At 56.0% G+C, this 15,766-nt stretch carries 13 protein-coding genes; 7 read left to right on the top strand and 6 right to left on the bottom strand.

Annotated elements, in window-relative coordinates:
- Positions 1 to 11: 11 nt before the first annotated feature.
- Positions 12 to 1,367: an acetyl-CoA carboxylase biotin carboxylase subunit gene (accC, locus tag VN12_RS14855; RefSeq protein ID WP_146677565.1), complete on the bottom strand. Its 1,356-nt coding sequence runs from the start codon at positions 1,365 to 1,367 to the stop codon at positions 12 to 14.
- A gap of 21 nt (positions 1,368 to 1,388) precedes the next feature.
- Entirely contained in the window at positions 1,389 to 1,904 is a 516-nt protein-coding gene (gene accB, locus VN12_RS14860) for an acetyl-CoA carboxylase biotin carboxyl carrier protein (protein ID WP_146677566.1), read from the bottom strand.
- A 195-nt stretch (positions 1,905 to 2,099) separates the two neighbouring features.
- Here accB and VN12_RS14865 point away from each other — a divergent pair, with 195 nt between their 5' ends.
- Positions 2,100 to 2,672 carry a hypothetical protein gene (locus VN12_RS14865; protein ID WP_146677567.1) on the top strand — a complete coding sequence of 191 codons (573 nt, stop codon included), beginning with the start codon at positions 2,100 to 2,102 and terminating at the stop codon, positions 2,670 to 2,672.
- Here VN12_RS14865 and VN12_RS14870 read toward each other — a convergent pair.
- Complete coding sequence (locus tag VN12_RS14870) at positions 2,607 to 4,010, bottom strand: MFS transporter (RefSeq protein ID WP_205855052.1); 1,404 nt, start codon at positions 4,008 to 4,010, stop codon at positions 2,607 to 2,609. The genes VN12_RS14865 and VN12_RS14870 overlap by 66 nt on opposite strands.
- Positions 4,011 to 4,390: 380 nt before the next feature.
- Here VN12_RS14870 and VN12_RS14875 point away from each other — a divergent pair, with 380 nt between their 5' ends.
- Complete coding sequence (locus VN12_RS14875; protein WP_240491158.1) at positions 4,391 to 5,755, top strand: sigma-54-dependent transcriptional regulator; 1,365 nt, start codon at positions 4,391 to 4,393, stop codon at positions 5,753 to 5,755.
- 16 nt (positions 5,756 to 5,771) lie between these two features.
- On the opposite strand, the gene VN12_RS14880 is transcribed toward VN12_RS14875, so the two are convergent.
- Positions 5,772 to 6,494 (bottom strand): pyridoxine 5'-phosphate synthase, encoded by a 723-nt coding sequence (locus VN12_RS14880; RefSeq protein WP_146677568.1) that lies wholly within the window; start codon positions 6,492 to 6,494, stop codon positions 5,772 to 5,774.
- 108 nt (positions 6,495 to 6,602) lie between these two features.
- Positions 6,603 to 8,078: a S1C family serine protease gene (locus VN12_RS14885; protein WP_146677569.1), complete on the bottom strand. Its 1,476-nt coding sequence runs from the start codon at positions 8,076 to 8,078 to the stop codon at positions 6,603 to 6,605.
- A gap of 140 nt (positions 8,079 to 8,218) precedes the next feature.
- Between VN12_RS14885 and VN12_RS14890 the strand changes: the two genes are divergently transcribed.
- The 5 genes from VN12_RS14890 (at position 8,219) to VN12_RS14910 (ending at position 14,154) form a co-directional block, all read left to right on the top strand.
- Entirely contained in the window at positions 8,219 to 8,929 is a 711-nt protein-coding gene (locus tag VN12_RS14890) for a metallophosphoesterase (RefSeq protein ID WP_146677570.1), read from the top strand.
- 21 nt (positions 8,930 to 8,950) lie between these two features.
- Positions 8,951 to 10,438, top strand: coding sequence for a cardiolipin synthase (gene cls, locus VN12_RS14895; RefSeq protein ID WP_146677571.1), 1,488 nt, complete (start codon positions 8,951 to 8,953; stop codon positions 10,436 to 10,438).
- A gap of 237 nt (positions 10,439 to 10,675) precedes the next feature.
- Entirely contained in the window at positions 10,676 to 11,542 is an 867-nt protein-coding gene (locus VN12_RS14900) for a universal stress protein (protein WP_168164433.1), read from the top strand.
- A gap of 40 nt (positions 11,543 to 11,582) precedes the next feature.
- Complete coding sequence (locus VN12_RS14905) at positions 11,583 to 12,095, top strand: DinB family protein (protein WP_168164434.1); 513 nt, start codon at positions 11,583 to 11,585, stop codon at positions 12,093 to 12,095.
- A 127-nt stretch (positions 12,096 to 12,222) separates the two neighbouring features.
- Complete coding sequence (locus VN12_RS14910; RefSeq protein WP_205855053.1) at positions 12,223 to 14,154, top strand: CehA/McbA family metallohydrolase; 1,932 nt, start codon at positions 12,223 to 12,225, stop codon at positions 14,152 to 14,154.
- A gap of 97 nt (positions 14,155 to 14,251) precedes the next feature.
- Here the strand turns inward: VN12_RS14910 and VN12_RS14915 are convergent, their stop codons facing one another.
- A complete protein-coding gene (locus tag VN12_RS14915; protein WP_146677575.1) occupies positions 14,252 to 15,595 on the bottom strand; it encodes a Gfo/Idh/MocA family protein in 1,344 nt (447 codons plus the stop codon).
- Positions 15,596 to 15,766: the final 171 nt, after the last annotated feature.

A 15,766-nucleotide genomic window follows, 5' to 3' on the forward strand; every position in this document is an offset into this window, starting at 1 on the left:
GGTTTGGTTCTCTAAGCTTTGATTCGTGGTAGTAGTTCGCGTTCCACCCATTTCGTGTCCACACGGCCTTCGACAAACTCGGGTTGTCGCAACACGATTTGATGGAAGCTCGCTGTCGTCTTGATACCGGTGATTCGCAATTCATACAAACTGCGAAGCATGCACTCGATCGCTTGATCGCGAGTGGGTCGATGGACGATGATTTTGGCAATCATCGAATCGTAGTAAGGGGGAACGGTGTAACCAGGATGGGCGTGCGAATCCACACGGACTCCCAAGCCCCCAGGGATGTACATTTTTTCGATACGACCTGGGCAAGGCTGGAAATTGCGATCGGGATCCTCGGCATTGATGCGGCATTCAATGGCAGCACCGATGGGTTGGATGTCCTTTTGGGAGAACGGCAGCTTTTCGCCAGCAGCGACCAGAATCTGGGACTTGATCAAGTCGACGCCAGAAACCATTTCGCTGACCGGATGTTCCACTTGGATCCGAGCGTTGACTTCGATGAAGTAGAAATTGTCTTGCTGATCGACAATGAACTCGACGGTTGCTGCGTTGTGGTAGTTGGCCTGCTTCACCATTCGAACCGCCGCGTCGCACATCGCTTTGCGCGTCGCCTCGGGGAGTCGAGGGGATGGGCTTTCTTCGACCAGCTTTTGGTGGCGTCGTTGAACCGAACAGTCTCGTTCGTGAAGGTGAATGATATTTCCGTGTTGGTCCGCAATGACTTGCACCTCGACGTGTCGAGGTCGGTCGATGTACTTCTCCAGGTAGACACCTGCGTTCCCGAAGGCAGCCTTGGCTTCAGTTTGGGCTTGGGACAGAGACGTCTGCAACGAGGCTTCGTCGGTCGCCACGCGCATCCCCTTGCCACCGCCACCCGCGGTGGCTTTGATCAAAACGGGGAAGCCGATTTTCCGAGCCGCTTGCAGGGCCTCTGCTTCGGAATCCAGGAGTCCATCGCTACCGGGAACGACGGGAACCCCCGCGGCGACAGCCATTTCGCGAGCCGTGTTTTTATCACCGAGCTTTTCCATCGCTTCGGGGGATGGCCCGATGAACTCGAAGTTCGAGCTGCGGCAGGCTTCGTTGAACTGCGCGTTTTCGGCGAGGAACCCGTAACCGGGATGGATGGCATCGGCACCGCTGGCTTCGGCAGCCGCGATGACGCGTTCGAAGCGAAGGTAGCTATCCGCCGATTTGGGAGGTCCGACGCAAAACGATTGGTCGGCCAATTCCAGATACTGCGAACCGCGATCTGCCTCGCTATAAATCGCAACGGTTTCGATCCCCATTTCTTTGCAGGCTCGAATGACACGAAGGGCGATCTCGCCGCGGTTGGCGATTAGGACACGATTGAACATAGTTCCGTCAGCTTGTTAAAGTTAGCCTCTTGTGTCGATTTTGAACAACGGCTTGCCGTAGTCGACCGCCTCTTCGTTCTTCACGAGGACTTGAACGATCTTTCCGCGTATTTCTGCTGGAATCTCGTTGAATACCTTCATCGCTTCGATGATGCACACGACGGTATCGGTTTGAACCGACGACCCGACTTCGACAAAGTTCTTCGCATTCGGATTGGGACGTGCGTAGAACGTTCCGACCATCGGTGATTTGATAATCTCGATGTGAGGACCATCGACATCCGATGCAGGAGCAGCGGGCGCTGCAGGTGCAATGGCAGCGGCGGGTGCTGCTACGGGAGCGGGTGCGGCCATCATCGGCATGGAAGCCATCCCGCTGGCAAGAATCGGGTGCCCATGTCCTGCACCGCAAAGTCGGATGCGCTGGTTCTCCTGACGCAAATCGATCTCGCCAAGATCGTGTTCTTTCATCAACTCGATCAATTTGCGGATGCGATCGATGTCAAACACATCGTCAGCTTTGCTCGATTCCGTCATCGGACAGGGCCTTTCGGATCCAAAATGGGTAGGTTTCTCAACCGGAGGTGCAGTAAGCAGAATAGAGACCAGCTGTTCGCACCTCCTCGGACTTCGATTAGAATTCCCGGGGCTGCGTCTTGCCGTCATAGTTCCTTAAAAGACCACGTTTTATACCGTCCACGTTCCGCCCACGGAAGCCCTAGGCACAAGGCCATGCGAATCGGTTTCTGGCTCCTCGCTGTCGCACCCACCGCTGAAACTCCTTGGCAATTCGCTGCCCTTCTGGCCATCCGAGCCTCGTTGGCGTTCTTCGTTGCCGTACTCGCGATCGAAGCCCTCGGCGGGAAACGTTCGGCTCGACCGGTCGCTGCGATGTGGCTGCTGGGTGCGGGGCTCGCTGTTTGGCACAGCCTGGGCGCTTTGCTGACCTTCCATAATGGATCGCAACAACAGGCATTCCAGTCGACGGCTGATCAAACCCAGGACCTGCTTGGAATCGCCTTGGGAGCCGGGCTCTATGTCAACTACGCATTTCTGGCGGTTTGGTCCCTTGACGCCGTGCTGGCAGCTTTCGCGTCCGAGCGGCACGAGCGACTACCGCGTCTTTACCACGCTCTCTCGCTCGGCTTCCTGTGCTTTATCGCGCTGAATGCCACCGCGGTATTCAAGTCGGGATGGCTCCGATGGTTCGGCATCGGAGCCACGCTTGTTTTGCTCGCCCTAGTCCTCGGGAAGAGGCTGGCCCTTCGTTTCTGGCAAGAAAGGCAGAACAAACAACGCGACTAGGTAGATACCACTCATGCAGCAAGCGGCGAATCGGAACGCGTCGAGTTTTGCGGCGGCTTGGGCTGCCGCATCCGCCCCTTCCGGCAGTTTGGCGACGGCGGCGGCCCCCAACCAGGATTGCAATACGGCCAACGTAAACGGGCCGGTCGCGGCAATGAAACGCCCGACGTTATAACAAAAGCTAGTCCCCGTGCTCCGCAGTCGCGTCGGGAAAAGCTCTGGCAAATAGATCGCGTAGCCTGCCATCAATGCCAGCTGGGCAAAGCCCATCACTCCGTTCATCCAAATGTCAGCACGGGTTTTAAAAGACTGAAAGAAGAAGATGGTTGCGCCCATCGCCACAAAGGTTCCGATGTAGAAGGCGGGTTTGCGACCGATGGCTTGTGCTAATCGGGCGAAAGCGAGCATGCCAAAAAACGCACCGATGTTTTGAATGATCAACGCGTAAGCCGTCCACTTGGTCTTCTCTGCCTGCAATTCCGCTCCGGTCAATCCCGCTTCTCGGAGCGATTTGTCTAGCGCGCTTCCGACCAACTCCGGGCTAAAAAATCCTACGCCCCAGACGCCGACGACTCCCGCGACGCAAAGGATCATCCCGAGCAACGCGGGTTTGGCCCAACGGGGTTCACCAAAGAGGCTCGCGTAGGATCCCATTGCCTTGCCCCCAACCTCCTTGCTGGCTTGCTTGGCGCGCACCCACTTCTCGGGCTCCCGCAATCGAACCATGATAAAGATGCAAAGGAAGGCCGGGGTCGCGCCGATGAGAAACAAATACTTCCAGGAAACGTTTGGATCCATTTTGGCCAACGCCACACTGCACATCCCTGCCGTAACGTTCCCGACTGCCGATAGGGCTTGCAGCCATCCCAACGCTTTCGACCGTACATGTTCCGGCAAACTATCTGATATCAAGGCCACCGCGAGCCCGAAAACGCCCCCCACACCTAATCCGGTAAGCAATCGATACGCGAAGAACTCCCAGATGTTGTTGGATAATGCGCTGAGTCCCGTGCTGATGGAATACATCAGCACCGTGATAGCCAACGTCTTCGCTCTTCCGATACGATCCCCCACCGCACCGAAGATCAATCCTCCGATCGCCCAACCCGCGATAAAGATCGACGTTGCATACCCACCGTAGGCTTTGGCATCCAAGTCGGGCGCGAGCGAGACGACCGCATTGTTCCTCGCGAGGATGAACAACTGCTGATCCAAACAATCGAACATCCACGCACAGGATGCCATGATGAAAACAAACCAATGGTAGCCATTGAGCTGTTTCCACCACGCGATATCCGAGGTCGAAGCAGGACCTGATGTAGACTCAGGAGTTGGCACTGGATGCCTCCGGTGGGATATGGTGAAGGGAGAAAACGGGGAAGGTTCAACGGCGATCGTTATAGCATATTTCGAGATCAGCGGGACGTAAGCGGCCAGTACCTCACTTCGTCGTTGCTTTTTTGCGAATCGACATCCCGCCCTTTCATTGCAACTTGTTCAACCATTCCTCTCCCATCGCGAGACTTGTCGAACTCGGGACGATCAACGAGACCCTTGCAAGCGATGCTCTCGACGTTGGGACAACAGTACCAAATCTCGGATCGAGCATCGAACCCCATGCGCAGTGACAAATTGACGTGGTTCCATGAAATGGCTCCATGTGCAGGACGTGGGCGGTGTAAACTAGATCCGCTTCCCCCCTCAAGCCCGGCATGCGCATGATGAAGATCCTGATCGTTGAAGATGATCCCACCGCTCGTTACGCGCTCCATCGCGCTATACGAAACGATGCTCGCACGGTCCTGGAAGCCGAGCATGGAGGGCAAGCCATTGAGAAGATCCACGAGAATCAGCCCGATCTAGTCTTTCTCGACCTCAACATGCCTGTTCAAGACGGATTGGGGGTACTCGATGCTCTTCGGGACTCACCACCTTCGCGACTCCCAGAGATCATCGTGGTAACGGCCAACGACAGTGTGAACATCGCCGTCGAATGCATCCGTCGCGGAGCTTCCGACTTCCTGGTCAAGCCTTACGACCTCGACCATATCCGAACAATCGTTGCGCGCAGCCAACGAAGATGGCAACTGGAGGCGCGCGTCCTGGAACTGCAATCGCAGCTAGACTCAATTCCGTCTCTCGGCGCGCTCTTGAGCATTAGCCCTTCGATGCACCGAGTCTTTGATCAGATTCGCAAAGCCGCTTCCACTTCACTACCCATCCTTATTCGGGGTGAAAGCGGTACGGGCAAAGAGTTGGTCGCGCGCGAACTGCATCGCCTCAGTCCTCGCAACACCGGTCCTTTTATCGCCGTCAACACGGCGGCTCTTTCGGAACACTTGATTGAGAGCGAATTATTCGGCCATGTGAAAGGTGCATTCACTGGTTCCGATCGCAATCGCGAGGGGGTCTTTCGCAAGGCGCATCGGGGCACGCTGTTCCTCGATGAAATCGGAGACATGCCGGTCTCTGTACAAACGCGATTGCTGAGAGTATTGCAGGAAGGCGTATTGACCCCGGTCGGGAGCGAAGAAGAGATACCGGTCGATGTGCGGGTGATCAGCGCCACACACCAGGACTTGGAATCGGCGATCGAACAGAAACGATTTCGAGCCGATCTCTATTTTCGTTTGCGAGGAATTGAGATCAAACTCCCTCCCCTCCGCGCTCGCAGCGAGGATATTTTGCTCCTGGCCAACCATTTCCTCCAAGGGGAATTGGTATTCAGCCCTCAAGCCACCGAAGCGATCCTTCGCTACGCATGGCCCGGAAACATCCGAGAACTCAAGCAGCGAGTCGAGGGTGCGGCAGCCATGGCAAGGTCGTCGGCGATCGAACCGGAAGATCTTGGACTGGCCCCTCCTCGCCCCGACTCGGAAGTGGGCTCGAACACGGACTGGTTGGCTCCCTACTTGGAAGTCCCTCTCACCGAGGGTAAACAAAAATTGGTCGAGTGGTTTGAGCGCGTCGCCATCGAGCGCGCGTTGGAGCTAGAGCAGGGCAATGTGTCCGCCGCTGCACGACGGCTTGGAATCCATCGCCAGAGTCTGCAGCAGAAGCTCAAGGACCTCGAGCGGGCGTGACCGGTCTTTTCCGTCTTTATGCTCGAGGGACTTGGATCAAGCGTTTCATTTCGGCTACAGCTGCCTGGAATCCTACCAACACTGCCCGGCTGACGATGCTGTGACCGATGTTGAGCTCGAACATGTTAGGGATGGACGCGATGGGAATCACATTCTGATAGGTGAGACCATGCCCTGCGTGCAGACGCAGCCCCAGATCGGTGGCAATGACACCTGCCTGAGTGAGTCGATCCAACTCCCGCCGCTGATCAGCACCCCGGGCCAAAGCATATTGGCCTGTGTGCAATTCGATCGCGTGGACACCTAGGGCCTCCGCCTTTTCGATTTGTTCGCGATCGGGATCGATAAACAGACTGACTTCGATCCCTTGATCACGGAGTTTCTCGATCGCTTGCTCTACGACCCCGTCTCCTCGAAGAAGATTGAGTCCACCCTCGGTAGTGACTTCCTCGCGGCGTTCGGGAACCAGTGTTGCCTGACGCGGATGGGTCGCGCAGCAGATATCGACAATCTCGGGTGCACACGAAAGTTCAAAGTTCAGTTTGATATGCACCGTTTCTTTGAGAATTCGCACATCGCGGTCTTGGATGTGTCGGCGGTCTTCCCGGAGATGGACCGTGATGGTGTCGGCACCACCTAGCTCCGCAAAGTATGCCGCTGCGACTGGATCGGGTTCGACCGTGCGACGCGCTTGACGAATTGTGGCAACGTGGTCAATATTGACTCCTAGCTCTACCATTCCGAATCCAGTCTTAAGCTTTCCATGGGGAAGAAGGGCGATTGGAAATTGGGAAACCCATTTGCAAACCGCTCGGCAAATCAATCTTGAGATAGCGTCGTTATACGATCAATCGGGACGCTGTCCAATCGTAATCGAAAGGCGTTGTCGCTCGGCGTTGCGTTCGATCTCCAGGTCCACGCTCGATCCTGGCTGACTATTGCCTATTCGGAAGATGGCATCTTCGACGCCTCGGATTGCGATGCCGTTGACGGAGATAATGCAGTCTCCTTCGGCGAGCCCAGCGAGTTCGGCGGGAGAACCGGGCAAGATCCGATTGGCCATTGCTCCCGTTTGCTCCTTCGTCAGTTCGTAGGTTGTTTCAAGAGGCATTTCCTCCCCTCGAAGCTGTTGGTATCGCGAGACGGAAACGAATTCCACTCCTAGCCAGCCGCGGCGCATCTTTCCGTTCTGAACAATTTCGTCGAAGACTTGGCGGGCCACATTGCTAGGGATCGCAAAACTGACACCTCGGTAGGACTCCCCGATGATGGCGGTGTTGATCCCGATCAATTCGCCGCGCCCATTGACGAGAGGTCCGCCGCTATTGCCAGGATTGACCGCGACATCGGTCTGCATGAGGTCGCTGTATCGGGCCGTGGGACCACGTTTGCGATCTCGTCCGGTGCGGACGGATCCTGAGTCGTCGTATTGCGTCCCGGACAAATCCAGCCGATGTTTGCTGCTCACGATTCCAAAAGTAATCGAACCAGTCAATCCAAAGGGGCTACCGACGGCCCAAACCGGCGAGCCGACCTGAGCGACGTCGCTGTCCCCCCAAGCGATCGGAAGCAAGTCGTCCGCTTTGATTTTGAGAACCGCGAGATCGGTCAAAGGATCGCTCCCGACCAATTCTGCGAGGCAATTGCGCTCGTCCGCCAAATAAACATGGATGACCGGCCCGTCGTCGAGCACGTGACTATTGGTGAGGATCCAACCGCCTTTATCGATAATGACTCCGCTGCCGTGTCCGGTCATCGACCGGCGGCCGATCACGCTGGTCAGGGGTGATTCGGCCATGCTCGTGGTGATATGCACGACGCTCGGGACGACTCGTTTGGCGACCGTTTGAGAGATGCTGGAGAGCCCTTCCAAGGATACTTGTTGGAGTTGTTCCCCGGCGACTTCGTATTCGGCGCGCAATTGGCCCCGATGCCAGGAATACCGAGACAACTCCAAGGTCGCCGGGAGGAGAAGACGGAGGACGGCCAGGAGGACGACGACGACCGCTAAGCTCGTCAAGGTTGATAAAAACAGGGACTTGGCGCTGGAGTAGGCGTTCCCAGGAGAGGGTTCGGAGGCAACCTCTTCCAGAAATTCCTCGTCGCGTGGCAAGCCCTCCGTCTGCATCCCTGGGATTCCATTTGCTGGAGCATTTTCCGCGGGCTCCACACCCTCTCGCGGCGTGGATGGCGAGGCATCGGTAGGAAATAGGAATGGGGGTGGGGACGGGGAGCGATCGATCGAGCCCTCCCGCAGAGATTCTTCGGCGATGGGCCGGTCGTTGAACGAGTCAGCAGGCTGATCGGTGGGATGGGGGGCCATAGGCACAGTTCCTCACTGGCTATTTTTCGGGGGCCTACCTCGCGGAATAAACGACCCTCGCATAGGATAATTTGTACCTTGGAAACGCTTCTGATGCAAAGAATTCCCCTCTCTTTGGGTTTGGTAAAAGCAGGAAACCGATGCGATGTTACTTCCTCTCGGATCTGCACCTGTTCTCGAGGAGGACTGATTTCGGTCGATATGAACGGGTTTTGGAACAAGCAGCCGACCGGGCGGGCGCAGTCATTCTGGGTGGTGATATCTTTGACTTTAAGTGGAGCTGTTATCCATCGCTCGACTCGACGATCGAAAAAGCCGTGGAATGGCTTTCTGAATTAACCGATCGACACCCCAACTGCAGCTTCTATTATCTGTTGGGAAATCACGATTCCCACCCCCGCTACGTTTCAGCCTTGGACCGTTTGGTGTTCGAGAAGAAGAATTTGCAGTGGCAGCCGTACTGGCTTCGATTCGGACACGCTGTCTTCTTGCATGGAGATGTGCTGGATGGTGGGATGGATCATCACGAAGTGGACGAACGGAGAAAAAAGCACAGCGGCGATCCTGTACCGGAATCGTATCGGCATTGGTTGTACGACGTAGCGGTTCAAGTGAAGGTGCATCGGGCCGTGGCCACCTTTGCGAGGAGGAGAGCATGGGTCTTGAAAAAGCTCGCCCGGTATTTGAGAGAGCAAGGGCTCGACGCGACGCAGGGAGTCACGGATGTCTATTTCGGGCATACGCATCGCTCAATGACATCCGTCCGCTATGATGGCTTGGTGTTTCACAACGGAGGAGCGTGTATCAAGGGACTTCCATTTCGGATCCTGGAACTGCAGCTTGCGAGTTAAACAACAGGATTCACTTTCGCGATGCTGAGTGTTCTGCCGAGTCTGAACGAGTTCCCTGAGTTCTATTGGGGCATCATCGCATTATTGCTCCATACCGGATTGACGATGACGATCGTTATCCGCGTCATCATGAGCAATCGTTCGGTAGGGGCGACTCTTTCCTGGATCGCCGTGGTGTTCATGTTTCCGATGCTTGGGCCGGGAGTTTACTTGTTGATCGGCGAGTTGCGACTCGGTTCGCGCCGCGCGAGATTGGTAAGGCAACTCCGAGAACCTTCGCGACTTCGATATCGAAAACTGGATCGAGGGGACCTGCGGGTGCATTGGCATTCCGTTGGAGAGGATTGTGAAATGTTGGCCAGGGCTGCTGAACGCATGCTCGAAGTACCAGCGTTGCCCGGCAATCACTTTGAACTGCTAAGCGATTGGGAGGATGTCTTTGATCGCATGATCCAAGACATCGATGGTGCGCAAGTCAGCTGCGATATGGAGTTTTATATTTGGCATGATGCCGGGCGGACACGCGACGTAGCCGAGGCGTTGATGCGAGCTGCCGAGCGTGGGGTAACGTGTCGTGTTCTGGTCGACGGCATCGGTAGCTTGCCATTCCTTCGCAGCGATACCATTCAAGTGCTCCGCCGAAAGGGAATACGGGTTGAGGCGGCGTTGCCAGGGGGGATTTGGCGCATTCCTTTTGTGCGATTCGATCTCCGCATGCATCGCAAGCTCGTGCTGATCGACGACCAAATCGCTTGGACCGGGAGTCTCAATCTGGTCGATCCTAGGTTCTTCAAAAGCGAGGCTGGGTTCGGGCAATGGATCGATGCGATGACCCGACTGGAAGGCCCCGCCGTCGAAGCGTTGGCGATCACATTCCAGCAGGATTGGTATGTCGAAACCGATTTGGGTGGAACCGAATTACCCGACGTGACGGGAGATCAATTGATTCGCAAACGCGGGACCGCGGCGGTTCAAGTCCTCCCGTCGGGACCGGCCAATCAAGTGGAAGCGATCGAGCGATTGCTAATCACCGCGATCTATCTCGCGCGCCGAGAGCTCGTGATCACCACTCCTTACTTTGTTCCGAGCGAGGCGCTGCAAATGGCGTTGGCCACCGCGTCGCAGCGAGGAGTAAAGGTAATCGTCGTGGTACCTGCAATCGTCGACTCGTTGTTGGTCCGCTGGGCGAGTCAAGCCTTCATGGGTGACCTCATGCAGTCGGGGGTCTTCATCGCCAAATTTCACGGTGGTCTTTTGCATACTAAGAGCGTGACGATCGATGGGCATATCAGCCTGTTTGGTTCGCTCAACATGGATCCGCGAAGCTTTCGCTTGAACTTTGAGCTCACTCTCGCGGTGTACGATATCACCTTTACCAATACCCTTCGAGCATTGCAGCAGGAGTATCTCAACCAATCGGAAATGATCGATCCGGTTGCTTGGTTCAGTCGTTCGTTCCTAACTCGATTCGGAGAAAAGACAGCTCGGCTTATGGGGCCGCTTCTTTGAGCTCCTTCGATATCCATGAAAAGCCCACCTGCGCGTGGAGCGGGTCGGGATCGCAAAAAAGGAGCGCTTGGGTTCCAGTCGACCGTCCAGTTGTTTCGAAATGGCACGGTTTGCATGAGGATCCGATGGCTGGTACTGCGATTGCAGGGTTCGTGTTATAACCAAGCGGGAGCGGCATGTTTCCGCGCTCGACTCTTTGCACTCCCTCCCACTTCCGCACATCAAGGAAACTCAGCGATGAAAGTATTGCTTGCTACCGACGGCTCCTCGACCGCGATGGATGCCGCATCCCTTCTAGCGCGATTGCCCCATCGCGACCGGTTGGAGCTCACGATTTTATTCGTCAATCAGGCGTACGAGTTCTTTGGAGTTGTCGAGTCGCAAAGCGTTGTAGATCGTTGTATCGCAGAAGAAAAATCGCGTGGTATGGAGGCTTGCCAACGCGCAGCACATTTATTTCAAGGTGCGAACGCGACCGTAGAGACGCTAGTCGTCGATGGCCATCCGGGGGAGACGATCGTCGATACGGCAGCAGACAAACAAGTTGACTTGATCGTTCTTGGAGCGACCGGCCACACGAAAATCGATCGCTTTCTGCTAGGGAGCGTCAGCGATTTTGTTGCGACTCATGCGAAATGTTCAGTGCTGGTGGCCCGTTCGCAAATGCTAGAAGAGCTGAAGCAGCATGAGCTTCGGATCTGTGTCGGTATCGACGACTCGGACCGGTCCAGCAATGCGTTCAGCAAATTCTGCGAAGCAGGGTGGACGGTTCCTGCCCAGGTCGATTTTGTGGGAGTAGTTCGGCTCCCTTACACCTATTCGGACATCCCCATCGCGATCGATACGTCTAACAGCAAGAAGAGCATGCAAGCGAAGCTCGCTCAAACCGTCGTTCAATGCCAACATCGGTTTCCTGCGGCGTCGATCCATGTGGAAGAAGCAAACCATGTAGGGGACACGCTGGTTCGATTCGCGACGAAGCATCACTCGGATTTGATGATGCTAGGGGATACCGGCAAGGGACTGATGGGACGGTTTCTCTTAGGAAGCGTCACCCGATATGTTTTGCGGAATGCCCCTTGCTCCATCTGGATCAGCCGTTGATCCTGACGTCATTCGGAATTTTCCCCGGGGCCGTGTCTTTGTGGAAAGCGTAGAGCCTTATTTTCAAAAGTACTTGAATCGCGTCGTAGCAGGCGCGGAGCCGGTGGATCAGCTTCGCTCGCAGGCAGGAAACTTGGTTCACTGGGCGGAGCGGGTCGAACCGGCTGCCACGACGGTGGTTCACGCGCCGTATACATGGACCTTTCGCCAAGTGCTCCAGCACATCATCGATACGGAGCGCGTATTTGCCTTTCGGGCACTGTGGTTTGCGCGCGGCGCTAACGAGCCACTGCCCTCCTTCGATGAACACGCGTTCTCTCGTCACTCCCTCGCGAATGAAATCGATTGGACGAAATTGGTCGATGAATTCCACTCGGTTCGTGCCGCATCCGTTTCGCTGTTTGGCAATTTGCCTCCCGATGCGTGGAAACGTGCCGGCATCGCGGCGGGTTATAAGATGGATGTAACGATGCTTTGCGGAATGATATTCGGACATTTGGATCATCATTTTGAAATCCTTCGGAGCAGGCTGCTTTCCGAAACCTCGCGATAGATTGCGATTCACCGAATTTTTAATCGATCGGTGTTTCCCTCCCTTTTCTTACCTCCATCGACGCCACCGACTCATGATTTCATCGTCCCGTTGCGGCTCTGTGCTGCGAGTCCCCAGCTCCCTTGCCATGGCCTTGTTTTGCTGCCTGGGAGGTGTTTCTCAAGCCGGTGACGAACAGGTGCTCACGACCGGCCGTCTCCATTTGGGTAAGCCAGGTCAGTGGGAATGGGACCATTTCGAAGGAGTACCCGTCGATGCGGAGTCCTTAGAAATACGTTTCGCATCGAAGGCCAACGCATCGGAGCAAACCCTGAGAGTATGGCAGCGCGATGTCAAACTGTCTTGGACGATCAAGCTCAATGACCGAAAGCTTGGGACACTCGAGTCCTTCGAAGGTGCCATGGAAAGCCTGTGCGCGGTCCCTCCCGGCTTGCTTCGCGAAGGAGAGAATGTTTTGAGAATCGAGGCCCCCACCGCGCTCGACGATATCGAGGTGGGGCCGATTGCCATCGTTCCTACTTCGAGGAACGAGCTGCTGAAGGAAACACGGATCGAAGTTTCGGTTGTCGACAGGGAGACAGGAAGCGAGATCCCTTCTCGCCTTACCTTAACCAAACCCGACGGAACATTGCAGCCGTTGCTAGCGGAGCCCGCGCGCGATGTGGCCACGCGCGTGGGTGTCGTCTACGCGCGCGAAGGCAAGGCCTCGTTGTCGCTACCACAAGGAGAATACGTCCTCACGGCAGGACGTGGTTTCGAGTGGGGAACGGACACGACTCGCATTTCGCTGAGTCCAGGAGAATCGAAACGCATAGTACTCTCTCTGCGTCGCGAAGTTTCCACCGAGGGCTGGATCGCTACAGACAGCCACATTCATACACTGACTCACAGCGGTCATGGTGACGCTCGACTTGATGAACGGATGATCACCATTGCAGGTGAAGGGATCGAGCTGGCTATTGCGACCGATCACAACCACCATGTCGATTATGGGCCGGTGCAGAAGAGTATGGATTTACAAGACCGATTCACATCGGTGATCGGCAATGAAGTCACAACCAAGCGGGGGCATTTCAACGCGTTTCCAATCCAACCCGGTGCACCGGTCGTCGATCATAAATTGGAAGATTGGTCGAAGCTATTGCCTGCGATCCGATCGACGCCTGGCGTGGAGGTTATCACTCTCAATCACCCGCGGGATCTCCACAGCGGCTTTATCCCATTAGAAGGAACACACTTCCATCCAAAGACGGGACAGCACGACGATGCCAAGGCGTTAAAAAGTGTCGATGCCATCGAAGTGGTGACATCTGCCGCCTTGCAGTCGGATATCCATCAGCTGATTCGCGATTGGTTCGCATTGCTCAATCGCGGGCATCGGATCGCTGCGATCGGCTCCAGCGACACCCATGACGTCAGTCGTTTCATCCTGGGACAAGGTCGCACCTATGTTGCAGCAAAAGACTCCGACCCGGCTCATCTCGATCTGGAAGAGGTTTGGCAAAGTTATCAGAAAGGACGACTGTTGGTGAGTATGGGCCTGCTGGCTCAATTCCGAATCAACAATCGATTTGCGGTAGGCGATTTAGCGACCGAGCTTGGCAGCCATCTGGACGTCGAGGCCCTCGTTTCGGGACCGTCTTGGGCAAAGGCTGATCACGTGGCCCTCTACGCCAATGGCATACTTCTGCGCGAGGTGGACATTGACGATCAGGGTAAGGCGGGAGAGAAAGCGAAAATCCGCTGGCGCATACCGAGGCCTGCTCACGATGTGCATGTGGTGGTGATTGCGACCGGTCCAGGTGTGGCATCCGCGCATTGGGCACTACCGAGACCCTGGCAACCGACCAGTAAAACAATCGCATCGCGCGTGATCGGATTGACCAACCCGATCTGGGTGGATGGTGACGGAGACGGTGAATTTCAATCAGCCTACGCGTACGCGTCGCGGCTGCTAGAAAAGCATGGTGAGGACCGAGCGGCATTAGCGAAGGATTTGGATCGCTTCGATGGCAGCGTCACGACGCAAGTCGAGTCGCTGCAATCGACCGGGCGATAAGCCTCGCGTTAAACCATTGCAGCAACTCTCGTGTCCAAACCGTTCCTGTCATGCAGTTGGGTTCCGGCAACCGAAACCATCTGTGGAAACCGGTGGACTAGGACCAAGTCGGCTCCCAGCCTTTGCGGTAGGTCTTGCTCAGGTAGTCGTTGGCCGAAGCGACATTGGTGATCCGCAAATTTTCGGCATCCCAATCCAGGCCTTGGTCGGGGAAGCGAATGCCGATCGTTCCGAGCAATACGGCTTCGGTCAGGGGACCAGCGTAGTCAAAGTGCGAGGTCGTAGCCCCATTCCCCAGGCAAGCGTCGGCCCATTGGGTGTAGTGATCAACGTTCGGAAGCGTTTCCAGCTTTTCAGCAGAAAACCGTTCCTTCGGGTAGACGCTCGGCATAGCGACGTGAGGAATGACCAGCGAACCTTTTTCGCCAATCAGTACCGAGCCAGCTTTCGGGAGCGCGACGTCCGAAGGGATATCCTGGATGCGATCTCGCGGTGGCTCGACACCTGCAGCGTCGTACCAAGTCACAGGCAGGCGTCCAGCGGTGGTGTATTCGGTTCCCGGAAATAGATATTGGACCGTGCATCGGTCTGTCCAACTCTCTTTCTTGAGAGCAGGCGCAGCAACTTGCAATGAGACAGGAGAAGTCAACTTCAAGGCCTTGAAGACGGGGTCGAGAATATGGCAACCGAAGTCCCCCAGTTGCCCTGTCCCAAAGGCTTGCCAACCCCGCCAATTGAAGGGGTGATAGAGATTCGCTTTGTAGGCCGTCTCGGGTGCAACACCTTGCCAAAGATCCCATCGAATATGCGAGGGGACGGGATCTGCTCCTGCAGGGGTGTCGATATGTCGCGGCCAAGTCGGATTGTTCGACTGCCAGGAGTGAACCTCCTTTACCTTTCCGATCAAACCGGAGTGAACCCAATGAACGGCGGTGCGATATGCGGAGTGGGATTGAATCTGATTGCACATTTGCGTGACGACACCCGCCTTTTTGGCTGCGAGTCTCATCTGGCGAGCTTCGAACACTGTGTGCGTGAGAGGTTTTTGGCAGAAGATATGTTTCCCTAGCTGCATCGCTGCCAGCGAGATAGGAGCGTGCATGAAGTCGGGGGTGGATACGAGGACTCCCTGAACATCCTTGGACGTATCCAGCAATTTGCGCCAGTCGTCAAAGGTGGCGGCATGAGGATATTTCTCCGCAGCTCGTCCGAGATGCTCTTTGGAACTATCGATGTCGCAGAGGGCGGCGACATCCACCGAAGGGCTGGCGGCCACCCCGAGCAGATCGCTCCATCCTTTGCCCCCGGTTCCGATGCTCGCGATTCGGAGCCGACTATTGGCTCCCAGGACGCGGCGATAATGTTGGGGAGCGAGGCCTGCCAAGGCTCCGGCGGTGACGGCGGACTGCAGAACGCGACGGCGAGAAAGCTGGAATGCCATAGAGACGCGACGCTCCTATGCGGTGGGTGGGTGAACGGATCGGTGAGTGGGCGGTGGGGAAGACACCATTGTAACCCCCAATAAATCCGAGCTGGTCGCGAAACGCGGCGGAGGGGCTGAATTCCGTGCTATACTGAACACGCCTCGGTTATCAAAATAGTGGGATGGTGT

Origin of the sequence: Pirellula sp. SH-Sr6A (assembly GCF_001610875.1) — a bacterium.
GTDB lineage: Bacteria > Planctomycetota > Planctomycetia > Pirellulales > Pirellulaceae > JBKCUI01.

What these genes read in the sequence shown, in the direction of transcription:
- accC (WP_146677565.1), bottom strand. Translation starts at nt 1,367, where the DNA reads ATGTTCAATCGTGTCCTAATCGCCAACCGCGGCGAGATCGCCCTTCGT.
- accB (WP_146677566.1), bottom strand. Translation starts at nt 1,904, where the DNA reads ATGACGGAATCGAGCAAAGCTGACGATGTGTTTGACATCGATCGCATC.
- VN12_RS14865 (WP_146677567.1), top strand. Translation starts at nt 2,100, where the DNA reads ATGCGAATCGGTTTCTGGCTCCTCGCTGTCGCACCCACCGCTGAAACT.
- VN12_RS14875 (WP_240491158.1), top strand. Translation starts at nt 4,391, where the DNA reads ATGATGAAGATCCTGATCGTTGAAGATGATCCCACCGCTCGTTACGCG.
- VN12_RS14880 (WP_146677568.1), bottom strand. Translation starts at nt 6,494, where the DNA reads ATGGTAGAGCTAGGAGTCAATATTGACCACGTTGCCACAATTCGTCAA.
- VN12_RS14885 (WP_146677569.1), bottom strand. Translation starts at nt 8,078, where the DNA reads ATGGCCCCCCATCCCACCGATCAGCCTGCTGACTCGTTCAACGACCGG.
- VN12_RS14890 (WP_146677570.1), top strand. Translation starts at nt 8,219, where the DNA reads ATGCGATGTTACTTCCTCTCGGATCTGCACCTGTTCTCGAGGAGGACT.
- cls (WP_146677571.1), top strand. Translation starts at nt 8,951, where the DNA reads ATGCTGAGTGTTCTGCCGAGTCTGAACGAGTTCCCTGAGTTCTATTGG.
- VN12_RS14900 (WP_168164433.1), top strand. Translation starts at nt 10,676, where the DNA reads ATGAAAGTATTGCTTGCTACCGACGGCTCCTCGACCGCGATGGATGCC.
- VN12_RS14910 (WP_205855053.1), top strand. Translation starts at nt 12,223, where the DNA reads ATGGCCTTGTTTTGCTGCCTGGGAGGTGTTTCTCAAGCCGGTGACGAA.
- VN12_RS14915 (WP_146677575.1), bottom strand. Translation starts at nt 15,595, where the DNA reads ATGGCATTCCAGCTTTCTCGCCGTCGCGTTCTGCAGTCCGCCGTCACC.